This window comes from Streptomyces sp. NBC_00104 (assembly GCF_045160825.1).
Lineage (GTDB): Bacteria > Actinomycetota > Actinomycetes > Streptomycetales > Streptomycetaceae > Streptomyces.
Genome location: NZ_CP108215.1, coordinates 6,955,472 through 6,974,027, shown reverse-complemented (window position 1 = coordinate 6,974,027; position 18,556 = coordinate 6,955,472). Strand labels below are relative to the sequence as shown.

The following is an 18,556-nucleotide window of genomic DNA, read 5'->3' as shown; positions in this document are numbered from 1 at the left end:
GTCTCCGGCGCTCCCTGCCGCCACCCCGTCACGCGCTCACCTCGCGGCAGGCGCGGTAGAAGTCCGTCCAGCCGGGGCGCTCGCGGACGACGGCTTCGAGGTACTCCCGCCAGATGACACGGTCGGCGGCGGGGTCGCGGACGACGGCGCCGAGGAGGCCGGCGGCGACGTCGGAGGCGCGCAGGACGCCGTCACCGAAGTGGGCGGCGAGGGCGAGCCCGCCCGTGACGACGGAGATCGCCTCGGCGGTGGAGAGCGTGCCGCTGGGCGACTTCAGCTTCGTACGGCCGTCCGTCGTGACGCCGTCGCGCAGTTCGCGGAAGACCGTGACGACGCGGCGGATCTCGTCGACGCCGTCGGGCACGGCCGGCAGGTCGAGGGAGCGGCCGATCTGGTCGACGCGGCGCGAGACGATGTCCACCTCGGCGTCGGCGCTCTCCGGCAGCGGCAGCACCACGGTGTTGAAGCGGCGGCGCAGGGCGCTCGACAGGTCGTTGACGCCGCGGTCGCGGTCGTTGGCCGTGGCGATGAGGTTGAAGCCCCGGACCGCCTGCACCTCCTGCCCCAGCTCCGGTATCGGCAGCGTCTTCTCGGACAGGATCGTGATCAGCGTGTCCTGGACGTCGGCCGGGATGCGGGTCAGCTCCTCGACGCGGGCCGTCATGCCCTCCGCCATGGCCCGCATGACGGGGCTGGGCACCAGGGCGTCGCGGCTCGGACCGTGGGCGAGCAGCTGCGCGTAGTTCCAGCCGTAGCGGATCGCCTCCTCCGGTGTGCCCGCGGTGCCCTGCACGAGCAGGGTGGAGTCGCCGCTGACGGCCGCCGCCAGGTGCTCGGACACCCAGGTCTTGGCGGTGCCGGGCACGCCGAGCAGGAGCAGCGCGCGGTCGGTGGCGAGCGTGGTGACGGCGACCTCGACGATGCGACGCGGCCCGACGTACTTCGGGGTGATCACCGTGCCGTCCGGCAGCGTCCCGCCGAGCAGATAGGTGGCGACGGCCCACGGAGAGAGCTTCCAGCGGGCCGGCCGGGGCCGGTCGTCCTGGGCGGCCAGCAGGGCCAGTTCATCGGCGAACGCGTGCTCGGCGTGTGCCCGCAGGACCTCGCCGCCCGTACGCGCGTCCTCCCGCGCACCCGTGTGCGTGTTCGCGGGCGCGGACTGGTTGTGGCTCGGGTCGACGGTGGTCGTTCCAATGGACGCAGGCATGGCTGAGTCCCCCTCCAGCTCGGCCGGTTCTGATCTGGTGACCACACTGCACCACGCCACTGACAATCCAGTCTGACCTGCGGAAATTGGATCGCGCAAGCCAATTGTCAGTGGTGGGATCTACCTTCGGAACATGACTCAGCAGGGGGTGCGCTGGACGGCTGAGCAGGTGCTGGCATTGGCACCTGACGCAGCGTCGCGCAAAGCCGGAAGCAAACTCGCCGCGGCCGGGCCGTGGTCGGGTGCTGGCAGTTCGTACGAGGGGACGGTGTGGGGACTGTGCAAAGGAAGTGGCAGCAAGCCGTATCAGACGATCATCGACGTGGCGGACTCCACCGGGCCCGCCTACAAGTGCAGTTGTCCGAGCAGGAAGTTCCCGTGCAAGCATGCGCTGGGGCTGCTCCTGCTCTGGGCGGGCGACGACGCCGCGGTGCCGGCTGGGCAGGCGCCGGACTGGGCGCAGCAGTGGCTTGCAGGCCGCCGCACGCGCGCAGCGGAGAGGACGACGAGGACGGACGCGGCATCTGGGGCCACGTCCGCTGACCCCGAGGCGGCGCGTCGCCGAGCGGAGCGGCGCGCCGACCGGATCACCGCGGGCGCGGCGGAGCTCGAACAGCGCCTGACCGACCTGTTCCGCGGCGGCCTGGCCGCCGCGGAACAGGCGGGATACGGGCTGTGGGAGGAGACGGCGGCCCGCATGGTCGACGCCCAGGCCCCCGGACTGGCGGCCCGGGTGCGGGAGTTGGGCGCGATACCGGGCTCGGGCCCCGGTCGGCCCGTCCGCCTCCTCGAGGAGTGCGCTCTCCTCCATCTCCTCGACCAGGGCTGGCTGCGCCGTGACCGGCTCCCGGAGGGCCTCGCGGCGACGGTCCGCTCCCGGATCGGGCTGCCCGGCTCCCCGGACGGCCCACCGGTCCGCGACCGCTGGCTCACCCTCGCCCAGTACGACACGTCCGACTCCCGCCTCACCACCCGCCGCGTCTGGCTGCACGGCGTCGAGTCGGGCCGTACCGCGCTGCTCCTCTCCTACGGAGCCGCCGGCCGCGCCCCCGAGCTGTCGCTCCCGGTCGGTCTGGCCTTCGAGGCGGAGGTCTCGGCGTACCCGGGCACGGGACAGCTGCGAGCGGCCCTGGGCGAGCTCTTCACCGCGCCCGAGCCCACCGCGGTACGACCGCCGGGGACCACTCCGTCCGAAGCGGCGGCCCGTTACGGCGCGGCCCTGCGGGACGACCCCTGGCTCGACTCCCACCCGGTCACCCTCACCCGCGTCATACCCGCCCCGGACGGCGACTCCTGGCAACTGGCCGACGCCGACGGCGACCTCGCCCTCCCCCTCACCCCCTTCGCCCGCTCCCGTCCCGGCCTGTGGCGCCTCGTCGCCCTCTCCGGCGGTGCACCCGTCACGGTCTTCGGCGAGTGCGGCCACCAGGGCTTCACCCCTCTGACGGCATGGGCGGCGGAGCCGGAGGGTGCGCGGGAGGCGATCGGGCAGGCGGTGGCGCTGTGCTGAGGGCAGGCGGAGGCAGCGGCGGGAGCAGCGGTTCGTGGCATACGGAAGGAACCTCATGACCGGCATCTCGGAATCCTCGGCGGGGCCCTCCTGGGAAGAGCTGGTCACCACCGCGTTGCTCGGCACGGATCGTCGTACGCCGCCCTGGGCGGTGTCCGGCCGGGAGGCGCCCGTGGCGTTGCTGGACGCGGCGGCCGTGGAGACCGTGCGGCGCAGGGCGGGGATACGGCCGGTGCGGGCGGCGGCGCGGCCGGAGCCGGCGGCGCCGGAGCGGCGGCCACCGCTGCCGCTCGCGGCGATGCGGCGCCTGACGACGTTGCTGGCCGACCGGCCCGGCACCGGTGGCGGCCGCCGAGGCGCGGCGCCCGATCTGATGGAACTGCTGCCCCAGTGGCTGGCACTGGCCAACGCGTACGGTTACGCGGCGCCTGCGGAGGTCCTGCCCGCGCTGCTGGACGCGGCGCGCGGCCGGACGGATCTGCGTCCCGCCGTGCTGGCCTTCGCGGGGGCGCGGGCGCTGTGGCTGGCCCGGCTGAACACCGACTGGCGTTTCGCGCTGCGTGCGGCGCCCGGCGGGGGCTCGGCACCCCCCGGGCCGGACGAGCCCGAGCGGGTCCAACAGCTGTGGCAGGAGGGCCTGTTCGCCGAGCGCGTCGCCCTGCTGACGGCGATACGGGCCCGGGACGCCGCCTCGGCACGCGAGTTGCTGGCGTCCACCTGGTCGACGGAGCGCGCCGAGGACCGGCTGATGTTCCTCGACACGCTTCGCACGGGACTGGAGGCGGCGGACGAACCCTTCCTGGAGGCCGCGTTGACCGACCGCAGCCGGAACGTGCGTGCCACGGCCGCGGAGTTGCTGTCCGCGCTGCCCGACTCGGCACTCGCCCGGCGGATGGCGAAGCGGGCGACCGCGTGTGTGGCCGTCGACCGCACGGGCAGCACGTCCACGGCAGCCGGTGCGGCCACGATCGTGGTCGAGGCCCCGCACGAGTGCGACCCCGGCATGGAGCGTGACGGCGTGGTGGCCAAGGCTCCGGCCGGTCGGGGCGAACGGTCGTGGTGGCTGGGCCAGTTGGTGGAGGCGGCGCCGCTCGGGGCGTGGTCGCGGCGGTTCGCGGGGCGTACGCCGGAGGAGATCGTGGCGTTGCCGGTCGCGGACGACTGGCAGGGCGAGCTGCACGGGGCGTGGTGCCGGGCGGCGGTGCGCCAGCGGGATCCCGGGTGGTCGCGGGCGTTGCTGGGGGCGCCCTCCACACCGGAGGCCGGCGGGCCGGGGGCCGTGTCGCTGGCCGAGCGGGCGAAGCTGCTGGCGACGCTGGAGGACGGCGAGCGGGCCGAGTGGGTGGCGGGGTTCATCGCCACGCACGGCTTGTCGGAGGCGTTCCAGCTGCTCGGGGTCTGTGCGGTGCCGTGGGCTCCGCCGCTGGGGCGGGCCGTGGTGGACGCGCTCAACATCGCCCGGGACGCGGGGAGTTACCCCTGGAGCTTCAGCGGGGTGATGGGGCTGGCCGAGCGCTGCCTGGATCCCGCGGAGGCCGTGCGGCTCGAACCGCTCACCGCGACGCCGGAGGACGCGGAGAACTCGGCGCCGGGGGCCGGTGGCTACTGGGCCGAGGCGTTTCAGCGGCTCGCGACGACCTTGCGATTGCGGGCGACGATGCGAGGTGAGCTAAAACCACCTGAAGCCGCCTGAGGGTTGGGGGCGCGGGCGAGTCGGCGGCGGCGGGCGCGTCAGCGACTGCGGGCGGATCAGCGACTGCGCGCGGGTGGGGCTTCTCGCGCAGTTCGCCGCGCCCATGAAAAGGCAGGGGCGGCGAGGAACCGCGCGACCAGCCCCCACGCACCCGCGGCCGAACAGCCGGCGGCCTACGCCCCCGCGGGCTGGCGTACGTTCGCCCGCACCCAGTCCACGATCGACGCCGTCGTCGCCCCCGGCGTGAAGATCTCGGCGACACCCTTGTCCTTCAGCGGCGCGATGTCCGCCTCAGGGATGATGCCGCCGCCGAAGACGAGGATGTCCTCGGCGTCGCGCTCCTTGAGGAGTTCGATGACGGCGGCGAAGAGCGTGTTGTGGGCGCCGGAGAGGATGGAGAGGCCGATCGCGTCGGCGTCCTCCTGGATCGCGGTGTCGACGATCTGCTCGGGAGTCTGGTGGAGGCCGGTGTAGATGACCTCCATACCGGCGTCGCGCAGCGCCCGCGCGATCACCTTGGCCCCGCGATCATGGCCGTCGAGTCCCGGCTTGGCCACCACCACGCGGATCGGACCGGCTGCCACACCCATCACTGCCTCCATGAAACGACTACACCAACCCATAACGGAACACGGCCGCGTATGTCGAGCGAGCCACGCAAACCGCGCACATCACGGTTTCCGGTCCATAGAACACCTACCCACACCGCGCCCCGAGGAAGTGAACGAACGTTATCTCCAGCATCCCGCAACCGGCCGTTTCGCGGCGGAGAGCGAGGGGGAAATCACACGGTGGGACACGTTCGCCGCGCACTGCTCCCGTTTCCGCGGCTCACGCGTCGCGGGGACCTAGGTGATCACGGAGGTGATCGCGGCATCCGGACCGTTTCCGGGCCGCCCGCCAGAGGCCCGCGCGGCGTGCGCGCCACGGGGAAGCGTGCGCAAGGAGAGTCGTCGGAAGGGTGCCGCACCGATCCACCGCCCGCGGGAGGCCACGGGGACGGGACGGATCGGCACCGGCAGACGGCAGAGGGCAGGGCAGCGGGGAGTCGGGAGAGCCGGACCCTCGTCGCGTGATCGGCGCCTCACACGTCGCACACGCACCGCACGTCACGCACGCCACACGCACCGCGTCACGTCGCATCGCACCCGCCGTCCGCCGCCCGCCCCCGGCTCGCCACTAGGGCACACGGGGGACAGAGGCGTCCACCCGTCTGCCGACGGGAGGTCGGGCATGAAGGTCACCAGGGCGCTCGCGCCCCTTCTTCCGCTCTGTGAGCGGTTCCTGCCCACCAGGCCGGCAGGCCTTTCCATGACCCTTCTCAAGGCGACCGCCCTGGAGTTGGCGATCCTCGCCGGGCATCTGCTGCTCTATCCGTCCGGGATGACGCAGGAGCGCCGGGTCACCCCCACGCTCCCCCCACCCGACGCGCCCCGACTGCCGACCGAGGAGAGGCCCCCGGTCGTCCTGCTGCACGGCTTCATCGACAACCGCTCGGTCTTCGTCCTGCTGCGCCGCTCCCTCGCGCAGCACGGCGGCCGGCACATCGAGTCGCTCAACTACTCACCTCTCACCTGGGACATCCGCGCCGCCGCCGAGCTGCTCGGCCGGCACATCGAGGACATCTGCGAGCGCACGGGCCAGGAGCAGGTGGACGTCGTCGGGCACAGCCTCGGTGGACTGATCGCGCGGTACTACGTGCAGCGGCTCGACGGTGACCACCGCGTCCGTACGCTCGTCACGCTCGGCACCCCGCACGGCGGCACCCGGGCCGTGCCGTTGGCGGACGCGCACCCGATCGTCCGCCAGATGCGGCCGGGTTCGAAGGTGCTGGAGGAGCTGCGGGAGCCGGCGCCGGGCTGCCGTACGCACTTCGTGGCGTTCTGGAGCGACCTCGACCACGTGATGGTTCCGCTGGAGACGGCCGGTGTCGACCACCCGGACCTGATGGCGCAGAACATCCGGGTCACCGGGATCGGCCATCTCGCCCTGCCCGTGCACCCCGCCGTCGCCACCGGGATACGACAGGCCCTGGACACCTCACGGACGGGCGCCCGCTCCACCGCCCGCCCCGGCGGCCTGACCGTGGCATGAGCCGGCGACCGCCGCCGACAGCACAGTGACGCTCGTCACAGGACAGCGAAATGGGGACGTAAGGCGATAAACGTGGCGCACGCCCATGCGCCCCCGCCACGCGCCCGACTCACGACACCCCTCCCGACGGCGACAACGCGCCCCACCCCCGGCCCGCCACCACCCGGAGAAACGTCTCCGCCCTGTCGGCACGGGCGTCCCACACCCCCCACACAGCAGTCCACTATCGAACAAACTTCGAACGCAAAGCCAAAGTCATGCCCACAGACCGCCGAAAGACGCTCGAATGCCCGTTTCCTGCGCGCGCGAAACCCGTTGAAGATTGTCGCGCCCGCATACCGCCGGGTACAGTCACCGCACTGCTCTGCCAGCCCCTGTCGTCGAGGCGAAAGAGAAGTTGGTGAACGATCGTCACCCGTCGGGGACCGCAACACCCCCGGCTCCGGCTTCCGAAGCCGACCCGGCGCACTACGCGTCGTACGGCCATCAGGAAGCCACCTACGGCGACTTCACCACGTACGGCGATTACTCCGCCACTGGTTTCGACTCCGGCACCGGCACCCACGCGACCGGCACGTTCGCGGCCGACCCCCTCTTCGGCGATCTGCCGGGCCATGACACCGGCACCGGCTCCTACGACGCCTCGCAGTGGTCGACGGGCAGCCACCAGACGCTGAACTACGACCCGTACGCCGCCCAGCACCAGGCCGCGTACGACACGGGCAGTTACGACACGACGTCCTGGTCGGCCGGTTACGAACACCTCTCCCACGTCCCGACGCAGTCGGCGGGCCCCGAGACGAGCGGGCAGTGGGACGCGAGCGGCTGGCAGCAGGCCGAACGGTCCGACGAGACGGGCCAGTCGGGACAGTCCGACCAGACCCAGCAGTGGGTCGGCACCCAGCACTTCGACACGGGCGCGTTCGACGCCACGCAGTGGAACAGTGACGGCACCCCCGTCGGCGACGAGCACGCCGGCTCCGCCGCGGAATCGCACGACGCCCACGACCATCCGCAGACCGTGGTGGTGGACCTCTCGGCCGAGGCCGTGGAATTCGCCCAGCAGGCGACCGCGACCTTCGAACAGATCGCCCCGTACGACCAGGACCAACCCCTCGACACGGACGGCGAGTTCGAGATCGACGGCGCGGACCGCGCCGCGCTCCTCGACGGCGAGGAAGAGGTCACCGCGACGGCAGCCAGGAGCGCGGGCCCCGGCCGGGCGGCCACCCGCGCGGCCTCGCGATCGCGTCGAAAGGCTCCGGCCAAACGTTCCGCCCTGCTGACCGTGGCCGTTCCGTCGGCCTGCGTCATGGGTGTCGCGGGGATCGCGGCGGCCTCGGTCGGGGCCACGTCGGACGACACGGAGACAACGGCGTCGGTCAAGTCGGACGACGTCACCGCCGTGAAGCCGTCCACCGCCAACAACCAGCTCGACACCCAGCTGGAGAGCCTGTCCGCCGAGGCCGACGACTTCGCCGACCGGGCGAGCCGGACGCAGGAGCGCATCGACCTCAAGGCGCAGCAGGAGCTGGAGCAGAAGAAGGCGGCGGCCGAGGCCGCCCGCAAGGAGCGACTGCGGCCGAAGTTCGCACTGCCGGTCGCCAAGCGCGGACTCAGCGCGTACTACGGGCAGTCCGGCGTCAACTGGATGTCCCTGCACACCGGTATCGACTTCCCGGTCTCGTACGGCACCCCGGTGATGGCCGCGACCGACGGCACCGTGCGCACCCAGTGGAACAGCGCCTACGGCAACATGGTCATCGTGACCGCCAAGGACGGCACCGAGACCTGGTACTGCCACCTCTCCACGTACAAGGTCGCCTCCGGTACGACCGTCAAGGCCGGCGACACCATCGCCTACTCGGGCAACTCGGGCAACTCGACCGGCCCGCACCTGCACTTCGAGGTCCACCCCGCGGGCGGCTCCGCCATAGACCCCCTGCCGTGGCTGCGCAGCCACGGGCTGGACCCGACGTAACGGACGCCGTAACGGCCCCCGTTACGGACACGGAGACGAAGACCGGGCCCCTGCCTCAGCAGGGGCCCGCGTCATGTCGGCGACAGGCCAGCTCGCTACAGCTTCTCCACCGGCGCGTACCGCAGCAGCAGCCGCTTCGGCTTGGTGTCGCCGAAGTCGATCGTGGCCTCCGCGTTCACGCCCGTGCCCCCGACGCCCACGACCGTGCCGAGGCCGAACTGGTCGTGGGTGACCCGGTCGCCCACGGCGAGGGAGACCACCGGCTTCTCGTTGGTGCGGCGGGTCGCGAAGCCGGACGCGCCCGAGGCGGAGGACCGGGAACGCGAGGACGACAGCGACGACGCGATGCCCGCGGCCGGGCCCGAGGACACCGGCGCGGAGGCACCCGTGCGCTTCCACTCCAGGTGGGTGGCCGGGATCTCCTCCAGGAAGCGGGACGGCGGGTTGTAGGAGGGCTGGCCCCAGGCGCTGCGGAGCGAGGACCGGGTGAGATAGAGCCGTTCACGCGCGCGGGTGATGCCGACGTACGCGAGGCGGCGCTCCTCCTCCAGTTCCTTGGTCTGGCCGAGGGCGCGCATGTGCGGGAAGACGCCGTCCTCCATGCCGGTCAGGAAGACGACCGGGAACTCCAGGCCCTTGGCGGTGTGGAGGGTCATGAGCGTGATGACGCCCGAGCCGTCCTCCTCCTCGTCCGGGATCTGGTCGGAGTCGGCGACCAGGGCGACCCGCTCCAGGAAGGCGGAGAGCCCGGCGGGCGTCGCGGCCGCCGCGGCCTCGCCCTCACTCTCGCCTTCCGCGGCCGCTCCGGATTCCTGCTCGAATTCCAGGGCGACGGCGGCGAGTTCCTGGAGGTTCTCGATGCGGGTCTCGTCCTGCGGGTCGGTGGAGGCCTGCAACTCGGCCAGATAGCCGGTGCGTTCGAGGACCGCCTCCAGGATCGTGGCCGGTCCGGCGCCGGACTCGACGACGGTCCGCAGGTCCTCCATCAGCGTGTTGAACCGCTTGACGGCGTTCGTCGACCGGGCCGCCATGCCGTACGCCTCGTCGACGCGCTTCAGGGCCTGCGGGAAGCTGATCTTCTCGCGCTGCGACAGGGCGTCGATCATGGCCTCGGCGCGGTCGCCGATGCCGCGCTTGGGCACGTTGAGGATGCGGCGCAGCGGGACGGAGTCCTCCGGGTTGGCCAGGACGCGCAGATACGCGAGGACGTCCCGGACCTCCTTGCGCTCGTAGAAGCGGACGCCGCCGACGACCTTGTAGGGCAGGCCGACGCGGATGAACACCTCTTCGAAGACTCGGGACTGGGCGTTCGTGCGGTAGAAGACGGCGACGTCTCCGGCCTTCGCGTCGCCCGCGTCCGTCAGTCGGTCTATCTCGTCGGCGACGAACTGTGCCTCGTCGTGCTCGGTGTCGGCGACATAGCCGGTGATCTGCGCGCCCGCGCCCGCGTTGGTCCACAGGTTCTTGGGGCGGCGGGACTCGTTGCGCTCGATGACCGCGTTGGCCGCGCTCAGGATGGTCTGGGTGGAGCGGTAGTTCTGCTCCAGCAGGATCGTCGTCGCGTCCGGGTAGTCCTCCTCGAACTGGAGGATGTTGCGGATGGTCGCACCGCGGAAGGCGTAGATCGACTGGTCGGCGTCACCCACGACGCAGAGCTCGGCGGGGGGTACGTCCCACTCGGCGGGCGGTACGTCGACGGGGTGCTCGGAGGTGCCGACCAGCTCTCTGACCAGGGCGTACTGGGCGTGGTTGGTGTCCTGGTACTCGTCGACGAGGACGTGCCGGAAGCGGCGGCGGTAGTGCTCGGCGACATCCGGGAAGGCGCGCAGCAGATTGACCGTCGTCATGATCAGGTCGTCGAAGTCGAGCGCGTTCGCCTCGCGGAGGCGGGACTGGTAGAGCGCGTAGGCCTGGGCGAGGGTCTTCTCGAAGCCGTCGGTGGCCTGGGCGGCGAAGTCCTCCTCGTCGATCAGCTCGTTCTTCAGGTTCGAGATCTTGGCGCTGAAGGACTTGGGCGGGAAGCGCTTGGGATCGAGGTCCAGATCACGGCAGACGAGCGCCATCAGCCGCTTGCTGTCGGCGGCGTCGTAGATCGAGAAGGAGGACGTGAAGCCGAGCTTCTTCGACTCGCGCCGGAGGATCCGTACGCACGCGCTGTGGAAGGTCATGACCCACATCGCGTGGGCGCGCGGTCCGACGAGCTGCTCGACGCGCTCCTTCATCTCGCCGGCGGCCTTGTTGGTGAAGGTGATCGCGAGGATCTGGCCCGGGTGGACATGCCGCTCGCCGAGCAGGTGCGCGATGCGGTGGGTGAGCACCCGGGTCTTGCCGGAGCCGGCGCCGGCCACGATGAGCAGGGGCGAGCCCGCGTGGACCACGGCCGCGCGCTGGTTCTCGTTCAGCCCGTCCAGGAGCGCCGCCGCGTCCAGGGCCGGGCGGGGGGCGCCGCCGCGGTAGTACGCGTCCCGGTCCGGCGGCACGTCGAACTTCCCGCCGAACAGATCGTCCGGAAGCGGCTCCGGTACGTGATCGTCCTCGGGCGGTGGCGGGGGCTCCTCCGCGTGGCCGCGGGGGGCCTGGAGGTCCGCCAGGAAGCTGTCGTCAAAGAGGCTGCTCATCGCTCTCCGAGTCTAGGCGCCGCCACCGACAGCGGGAGGCCGCCCCGGGAAGTCCACCCGCACCACTCACCGCGATCACCCCACGACGGTGAGCGATCGAGCGTACCGCCTGTCGCGTCGAAGAGGCTAAGGTCACGAAAACGTATCGGACATTTCGAACATCAACCTTCACACGGGCCACACGAGTTGGCTAACTTTTTCTTTAGGCCGTACGACCCAACCGGCGAACGTCGCCGGGCCGCACAGCCTCCGCCGAGTCCGGTACGCCTCCCGTGGCAGCCGGAGCCGGGGACCCACCGACCTCTGGGGTGAATCGACCCGCCCGCCGCACGCGGCGAGGGTCGTAGGGCAAACCTTCCGAAGCTTGCGCCCGAACCCGACAGCTAACTCGGTAGGCGGACTACGGAAGGAGACGCCGAACCATGGCGCCGCACCGCAAGCCGCGTCCTGCCGGCACACGCGTGGGCATACGCACCCCCGCTCTCGCCACGGCCGCCCTCACCTCCGTGGCCCTGCTCTCCCAGACGGCCACCGCCGCGCCGGCGACCGACGACAGGCCGAGCCTGGAGGAAGTCGAGAAGAAGGTCGACGACCTCTACCGCCAGGCCGGGTCGGCGACCGAGAACTACAACGCGGCCAAGGAGAAGACGACCAAGCAGAAGAAGAAGGTCGACACCCTCCTCGACGACGTCGCCAAACGCACGGAGAAGCTGAACGGCGCGCGAGAGGAACTGGGTTCGTTCGCCGCGGCCCAGTACCGCACGGGTGCGGCCACCCCCGACCAGGCCTCGCTGCTCCTGGCGGACAACCCGCAGGACTACTTCGACCAGAACCAGCTGATGGACCGCTTGACGGACCGCCAGAAGGGCGCCGTCGACGCGTATGTCACGCAGCAGGCCGAGGCGGCGGAGCAGCGCCGGGAGGCGAGCGACAGCCTCGAGCAGCTCACCGAGTCGCAGAACGCCCTCAAGACCAGCAAGGCCAAGGTCCAGGCGAAGCTCGCCGAGGCCCGCGAACTGCTCTCCACCCTCACCGCCCAGGAGAAGGCCCGGCTCGCCGCGATCGAACAGCGCGAGCAGGAGGAGGCCGACCGCAAGGCGGAGGAACTCGCGCGGCAACAGGCGGCGCAGGCGTCGGTCCAGGAGGCCCAGGGGACCCAGGGGACCCAGGAGGAGACCTCCACCGGCGCGGAGACGCCCACCGGCACCACCGAGACCGCCGCCCCGGCCGAGGACTCCACCTACGCCTCGAAGGCCACCAAGGCCATCGCCTTCGCCCGCGCGCAGATCGGCAAGCCGTACGTCTGGGGCGCCACCGGCCCCGGCTCCTACGACTGCTCCGGCCTCACCCAGGCCGCCTGGAAGGCCGCCGGCGTCGACCTCCCCCGCACCACCTACGACCAGGTCAACGCGGGCACCACCGTCTCCCTCGCCAACGCCAGGCCCGGCGACCTGATCTTCTTCTACGACAACATCGGCCACGTCGGCCTCTACATCGGCAACGGCATGATGATCCACGCCCCGAAGCCGGGGACGTACGTCCGCGAGGAGTCGGTCTTCTACGACGGGGAGTCGTCGATCCACAGCGTGGTGCGCCCGGCGTAGCAGGCGGGACGGCCAGGTCCGTTCCGGCGGCTCCACCATGTGCGGTGTCTCCCGCCGGTACCGGTTCACGGCGGCCCACGCCGCGTCGGGTTCCGCGGCGAGCTTGGCGCGGGCGGTGGTGAGCCGGTCCACGGGCACGAGGCCGGCGTCCCCCAGAACCGCCACCGGGGCCCCAGGGGAACGGCCGGTGCGCGACAGAGCGATCGCCTTGGACGCGGCGGCGACCCCCGCCGCACCCCCCAGGGCCCATCGCACCCTTCGCCGACGCCCCCGCCGCTCGGCGGCCCAGCCGCCGACCTGCCGGGGCGCCCCGTCCTCGGACAGGACGGTGAACAGCTGTGCCAGCGCACAACCGACCAGGACTCCGAAGGCCGGCCCGTCGGGACCGGCGGCACGGACGGCCGGCACCGTCAGAACGATCAGCGGCAATCGCACCCCCGGCACCAGCCACCGGGGCGCATGCGTCGCCGCCATGCGCCACCACAGCAGCAGTGCGTCGTCCGCGCTGCCCAGGACGCGGGTCACGACCTCCGGCCAGTGCCGCCGGTCCTCGGACCGCCGGCCCCGGCGGTCGTCGTCGCGCCAGAGCTCGAAGTTCGCGGTCGGATCGGCGTTCTCCAGGACGCGCCAGGTGACCTCGTCCACCCCGGGGAAGCGTCTACGGTCGAGGAGTTCGGCCGGATCACGGCGTTCGTACGCGCTCAGTGCCAGCACCAGGATCAACGGCGAGGACAGGGCCCGGGCCAGCGGGCCGTCGCGATCGGCCGCGACGGCCCGCGCCACGGGCGCCCACCGCTCCCCCTCCTCGGGGCTGCGCCAGTGGACGCCGGCCAGGCTCGTCCGCGCGTCCAGCGGCAGCAGCCGCACGACTCGGCCGAGCCGGCTCGTACGGGAGGTGCGGGTGCGTACGACCCTGCGGACCGAGGCGGCGAGAACGGCGGCGGGCTCCTCCGGGGGCTGCGGACGGCCTGCCCGGGGGCCCCAGTTCGCCCATGCGACGATCGCGACGGCGAGTCCGAGACCGCCCGGCAGAACGACGGGGATCGCACCGAAGAAATCGTCGGCCACGTCCCGCGAACCCATGAGGTTCGTGTACTGCCAGAGCCAGCCCGACAGCGACAGGCCTCCCGCCGCTGCGAGCGCCCCCCAAACCGTCCCAGCACCCGGAACACCAGGCGCCTCTCCCCCGACCGTGCCATTCCCGCATCATCCCCGAGTCACCTCGGGGGCGGCATCCTCATGTCCACAGCACCGCAATGAAAATATTCACGGTCGTCAGCGCGCCCACCAGACCGAACAGCGGCTTCTCCACCGCCTCCTCGTCCCGTTTCACGTAGACCAGGCCCAGGATCACGATCAGCAGGGCCAGCTTGACGCCGATCTTGATGTTGTTGACGGGCTGGTCGTCGGCCTGGTTGAGGCCGACGAGGAGGACGCCGGTGACGAGCATGGTGAGGGCGCCGTGGAGCATGGCGGGGACGAAGCGGGCGGTGCCCTGGCCCATGGCCTTCATCTGGGTGAGGAAACCGCCCAGGAGGGAGGCGATGCCGATGATGTGGAGAGCGACGAGGATGTGGATGAGTACGTCCATGCGCGGAGCCTAATGAGAGGCCCGTGTTCCGTCGGGCACCGGGGCGGGGGAGGGGATGGCAGGCTGCCGCGGAGCGCCGAAGGTGGTGCTCCGGAACGTCCGGCGACACCGTGATGATCTTGCATATATGCGCTCTATAGCACCGCCACACCCCCTTTCGTTCTGAAATGACCGCATCGGTCATCGCGCAGCGTGAAGTCGACGGCGTCAGGGCGGGATCACGGTCACATACGGTCACCTCGCGGTCGGTGCACGCCACTTCCGCACAACGCGTTACCGGCCCCTCGCCGTCAGGTTTAGCGTCCTCTCCCAGGTGACCGGCTCCCCACCGCCGCCCGGGCCAGGGGCGGCAGTCGGACACCACCGCCGAGAAGGTCCGGCGGCGTCCCGCTCCCCCTGTGCGGGCCGCCGCCGGACGCGTAACCGCTCCCCCCAGGCGGTCCGTACGGACAGACGATGTTCGTACTGCGGACGGCGGTCGTACGGAGAGGACATGGACTCCACGTGGCAGCGCACCGCAAGCCCAGACAGCGCTCACTCGGCGGCCATACGGTCCGCACCGCCGCGACGTTCGCCCTCGCGGGCGCGGCGACCGCGACCGGTTTCGACGGCACCGGGCACGCCGATCCACAGCTCACGCCTGACCAGGTCAAGGCGAAAGTGGACAAGCTGTACCAAGAGGCTGAGGTCGCCACCGAGAAGTACAACGGCGCGAAGGAGAAGGCCGACAGGGCGCAGGAGAACCTCGAAGAGCTGCGCGACCAGGCCGCCCGCCGCACCGAACGACTCAACTCCGCCCAGGACGAGCTCGGTTCGCTGGCCGCGGCGCAGTACCGGGGTGGCGGCATGGACTCCTCCTGGCAGCTCGCGCTCTCCGCCGATCCGGATCAGTACCTGGACGGTGCCGCCCTCGCCGAACGCGTCGGCAGCCGGCACTCGGCGGACGTGGCGAGCGTACGGAAGCAACTGCTGGAGATCGAACGGCTGCGCGGAGCCGCCCGCGTCGAACTCGGCACACTCAAGACCCGCCAGACACAGCTGAAGCGGCACAAGAAAACCGTGACCTCGAAGCTGGCCGACGCACGACAGCTGCTCGGCCGGCTCACCACCGAGGACCGCGCGCGGTTCGACACCCCGGGCGGCACCGCGGGGCACGCCTCCCGCTCCTCCGCGTCCCAGCGCGGCCTCACCGGCCCGGTCTCCCCCGCCTCCGCCACCGCCGACGCACCCAACTCCCGCGCCGCCGCGGCCGTCTCCTACGCCTACTCCAAGATCGGCAGCCCTTATGTCTGGGGCGCCACCGGCCCCAGCGCCTTCGACTGCTCCGGCCTCACCCTGGCGGCCTACCGCGCCGCCGGCGTCTCCCTCCCCCGCACCACCTACTCACAGATCAACGCCGGCCGCCGCGTCGACCGCTCCGAACTCCGCCCCGGCGACCTCGTCTTCTACTACTCCGGCATCAGCCACGTCGGCATCTACATCGGCAACGGCCAGATGATCCACGCCCCGAACCCGTCGGCCCCGGTACGTGTGGCCCCTCTCGACGAGATGCCGTACGTGGGGGCGACGCGGGTGGCTTGAGCCGGGGGCACGGGCCACCGACGCGGGCCCGGCTGCCGTGGGTTGGGCCTAACGGTCCGGGCGGTCCGGGCGGTCCGGGCGGTCCGGGCGGTCCGGGCGGTCCGGGCGGTCCGGGCGGTCCGGGCGGTCCGGGCGGTCCGGGCGGTCCGGGCGGTCCGGGCGGTCCGGGCGGTCCGGGCAGCGTGGACCTGGTCGGGCTGCGCGGGCCGGGCGCCTTGAGCCGGGCGGCGCGAGGCGGCTCCCTCGGACAGGGTGGCTCGGGCCGACTCGCATGGCACTGGGTAGCTCGGGCCAGTCGAGATTGGTCCCCTTGTCGTGTCTGGCCGGCCTGCCCGCCCGTCGAGCTCCAGCCATCCCTCGGCACGCGTCAGCGGCTGCCGGACGGCCGCACCGCCGGCACACCGGAAGCAGCGGTGGCCCGCCCCTCACACCAAGCGTCGTGCCGTCGCCCACCTCGTCAGCTCATGCCGGTTGGAGAGCTGCAACTTCCGCAACACGGCGGAGACATGGGACTCCACCGTCTTCACCGAGATGTAGAGCTGCTTGGCAATCTCCTTGTACGCATAGCCGCGGGCGATGAGGCGCAGCACCTCGCGCTCGCGCTGGGTGAGCCGGTCGAGGTCCTCGTCGACGGGTGGGGCGTCGGTAGAGGCGAAGGCGTCGAGGACGAATCCGGCCAGCCGCGGGGAGAAGACCGCGTCGCCTTCCTGGACCCGGAAGATCGAGTCGACCAGGTCGGAGCCGGTGATCGTCTTGGTGACATAGCCGCGCGCGCCGCCCCGGATCACGCCGATCACATCCTCCGCCGCGTCCGACACGGACAGGGCGAGAAAACGGACGGGCTGCTCGGCGTCCCCCATCAGCGCCGAACAGCGGCGCAGGACTTCGACGCCACCGCCGCCCGGCAGATGCACATCGAGGAGCACCACCTCGGGCCGCGTACTCGTGATCACCGAGACCGCCTGGTCGACGTCGGGCGCCTCCCCGACGACCTCCACGCCCGTACGGTCCGTCTGCCCGATCTCGGCCCGCACTCCCGTACGGAACATGCGGTGATCGTCCACCAGCACGACCCGGACGTGCCGCCCGGGCCCGGAGACACCGGCACCGGAGGCGGCGGTCACGCCCTCGGCCGAGCCCGCGCCCGTGTCCCGCGCGGCCGGACCTCCCTGGTCCCCGCCCGGGCCAGTGCCCGAACCGCCTTGTGCGGCATGGTCGTTCGCCCCGTTCGCGTCACTCATGACGTCGTCTCCGCCCTCTCCATCTCCAACTCGACCTCCGTGCCGCCGTCCGGTACGGCGCGGAGCCGTGCCGTGCCTCCGTTGCGCTCCATGCGGCCGATGATCGATTCTCTGACGCCCATGCGGTCGGCGGGTATCGCGTCGAGGTCGAACCCGGGGCCGCGATCGCGGACGGACACGAAGACCGTCCTTCCCTCGACCTCGGCGAAGACCTGTACGGCGCCGCCCTCGCCACCGTACTTGGCGGCGTTCACCATCGCCTCGCGCGCGGCCTGCATCTGCGCGGTCAGTCCCTCGTCGAGGGGGCAGTCACCGACGACGACCACCTCTATGGGGACGCCGTGCTTGTCCTCGACCTCCGCCGCGTTCCGCCGCACGGCCTCGGCGAGCGTGTCGGGCTCGTCGCCCTCGTCCTTTCCTGTGCCCTCGGGTTTGTACAGCCAGTTCCGCAGGTCACGCTCCTGGGCGCGGGCGAGACGGCGGACCTCGTTCGGTTTGTCCGCGTTGCGCTGTATCAGCGTCAGCGTGTGCAGCACCGAGTCGTGGACATGGGCGGCGACCTCCGCACGCTCCTGCGCGCGGATGCGCATCAGGCGCTCCTCGGAAAGGTCCTGGGTCATACGGACGAGGTACGGTCCCGCCAGCAGCGTTATGCCCACGAGGACCGCGAGTGCGGCCTGCAGCACCGAGCCGAGGTGGGCTGCCGAACCCTGCAGGACGAATATCCCGGAGACGCCCGCGGTGACCAGCAGGACGCCGGCCACGGAGCGGAGCAGCGTGATCGTGCGCCGACGACGGCCGACCTCGGCCCAACGGGCCCGTCGCGCGTTGTCCGCCTGGCGCCAGACCAGGGCGACGCCGGCCGCGACGAGCACGGTCGGCCAGAGATACGCCCTGGCCGCCTCACCGAGGTCCACGTTGCCGACGAAGACCATGGCCACGACGACCATGAGGAGGAGGGCGACCATCTGGCCGCGGTCAGGCTTGCGGGCCACGAGCCTGCGGCGGCCGTCCGGGGAGGTCTCGGTGGCGATGGCCGGGGGCCGCTGGTTGTCGACGCCGCCCACGCCGAGCGGGACGAAGAACCAGAACGCCGCGTAGACCAGCGCGCCGAGGCCGTCCGCCAGGAAGAGGCCGGCGAACACGAGCCGCACCCACGTCACGGGCAGGCCGAGATGTCCGGCGAGCCCGCGCGCCACGCCTCCGAGCCAGCGTCCGTCGCTGCTGCGGTAGAGCTTGCGCGGGGGCCGCGGAGTGTCGACTGGCAGTGCTGCGGCTTCCGGCATGCCATCGATGTTCACACGCACGGCCGATCGAGGCATCAGGGTCGACCCCCGAGACGCCCCTGATCTTCGGGCCGCACCGTGATCGAACACATCCCCGGGACGGATATCAGGGTTCGACCAGGGTCATCCCGACTGCCATCGGACCGCCTC

At 71.7% G+C, this 18,556-nt stretch carries 12 protein-coding genes and 1 riboswitch; of the genes, 6 read left to right on the top strand and 6 right to left on the bottom strand.

The annotated features are described in order from the left end of the window. Positions 1–28 precede the first annotated feature (28 nt). Complete coding sequence (locus OG272_RS30680; protein WP_327728123.1) at positions 29–1,207, bottom strand: AAA family ATPase; 1,179 nt, start codon at positions 1,205–1,207, stop codon at positions 29–31. Positions 1,208–1,340: 133 nt separating this feature from the next. Here OG272_RS30680 and OG272_RS30675 point away from each other — a divergent pair, with 133 nt between their 5' ends. Continuing rightward, on the top strand, positions 1,341–2,717 hold the full coding sequence (locus OG272_RS30675; RefSeq protein ID WP_327728124.1) for an SWIM zinc finger family protein: 1,377 nt from the start codon (positions 1,341–1,343) through the stop codon (positions 2,715–2,717). Between the two features lie 55 nt (positions 2,718–2,772). After that, positions 2,773–4,410: a DUF5691 domain-containing protein gene (locus OG272_RS30670; protein ID WP_327728125.1), complete on the top strand. Its 1,638-nt coding sequence runs from the start codon at positions 2,773–2,775 to the stop codon at positions 4,408–4,410. 173 nt (positions 4,411–4,583) lie between these two features. Here the strand turns inward: OG272_RS30670 and OG272_RS30665 are convergent, their stop codons facing one another. Next, positions 4,584–5,000: a cobalamin B12-binding domain-containing protein gene (locus tag OG272_RS30665; protein WP_326585658.1), complete on the bottom strand. Its 417-nt coding sequence runs from the start codon at positions 4,998–5,000 to the stop codon at positions 4,584–4,586. A gap of 643 nt (positions 5,001–5,643) precedes the next feature. Between OG272_RS30665 and OG272_RS30660 the strand changes: the two genes are divergently transcribed. Further along, the gene (locus OG272_RS30660; RefSeq protein WP_326578443.1) at positions 5,644–6,504 is read left to right on the top strand and encodes an alpha/beta fold hydrolase; all 861 of its coding nucleotides are present in this window, start codon (positions 5,644–5,646) and stop codon (positions 6,502–6,504) included. Positions 6,505–6,904: 400 nt separating this feature from the next. Beyond that, positions 6,905–8,485, top strand: coding sequence for a M23 family metallopeptidase (locus tag OG272_RS30655; protein WP_405895295.1), 1,581 nt, complete (start codon positions 6,905–6,907; stop codon positions 8,483–8,485). A 95-nt stretch (positions 8,486–8,580) separates the two neighbouring features. On the opposite strand, the gene pcrA is transcribed toward OG272_RS30655, so the two are convergent. Further along, the gene (gene pcrA / locus OG272_RS30650; RefSeq protein WP_405895294.1) at positions 8,581–11,103 is read right to left on the bottom strand and encodes a DNA helicase PcrA; all 2,523 of its coding nucleotides are present in this window, start codon (positions 11,101–11,103) and stop codon (positions 8,581–8,583) included. 240 nt (positions 11,104–11,343) lie between these two features. After that, positions 11,344–11,517, top strand: a riboswitch (cyclic di-AMP (ydaO/yuaA leader). 8 nt (positions 11,518–11,525) lie between these two features. Between pcrA and OG272_RS30645 the strand changes: the two genes are divergently transcribed. Further along, complete coding sequence (locus tag OG272_RS30645) at positions 11,526–12,707, top strand: NlpC/P60 family protein (RefSeq protein ID WP_405895293.1); 1,182 nt, start codon at positions 11,526–11,528, stop codon at positions 12,705–12,707. Positions 12,708–13,944: 1,237 nt separating this feature from the next. Here the strand turns inward: OG272_RS30645 and OG272_RS30640 are convergent. Then, a complete protein-coding gene (locus tag OG272_RS30640; RefSeq protein ID WP_326578453.1) occupies positions 13,945–14,298 on the bottom strand; it encodes a hypothetical protein in 354 nt (117 codons plus the stop codon). A gap of 504 nt (positions 14,299–14,802) precedes the next feature. On the opposite strand from OG272_RS30640, the gene OG272_RS30635 reads away from it, so the two are divergent. Then, on the top strand, positions 14,803–15,879 hold the full coding sequence (locus OG272_RS30635; RefSeq protein ID WP_327728129.1) for an NlpC/P60 family protein: 1,077 nt from the start codon (positions 14,803–14,805) through the stop codon (positions 15,877–15,879). 425 nt (positions 15,880–16,304) lie between these two features. Here the strand turns inward: OG272_RS30635 and OG272_RS30630 are convergent, their stop codons facing one another. Together OG272_RS30630 and OG272_RS30625 are read right to left on the bottom strand one after the other, a co-directional pair. After that, positions 16,305–17,120 (bottom strand): response regulator transcription factor, encoded by an 816-nt coding sequence (locus OG272_RS30630; RefSeq protein WP_327728130.1) that lies wholly within the window; start codon positions 17,118–17,120, stop codon positions 16,305–16,307. Then, entirely contained in the window at positions 17,117–18,406 is a 1,290-nt protein-coding gene (locus tag OG272_RS30625) for a PspC domain-containing protein (RefSeq protein ID WP_327728131.1), read from the bottom strand. The genes OG272_RS30630 and OG272_RS30625 overlap by 4 nt, the downstream gene beginning before the upstream one ends. Between the last annotated feature and the right edge of the window lie 150 nt (positions 18,407–18,556).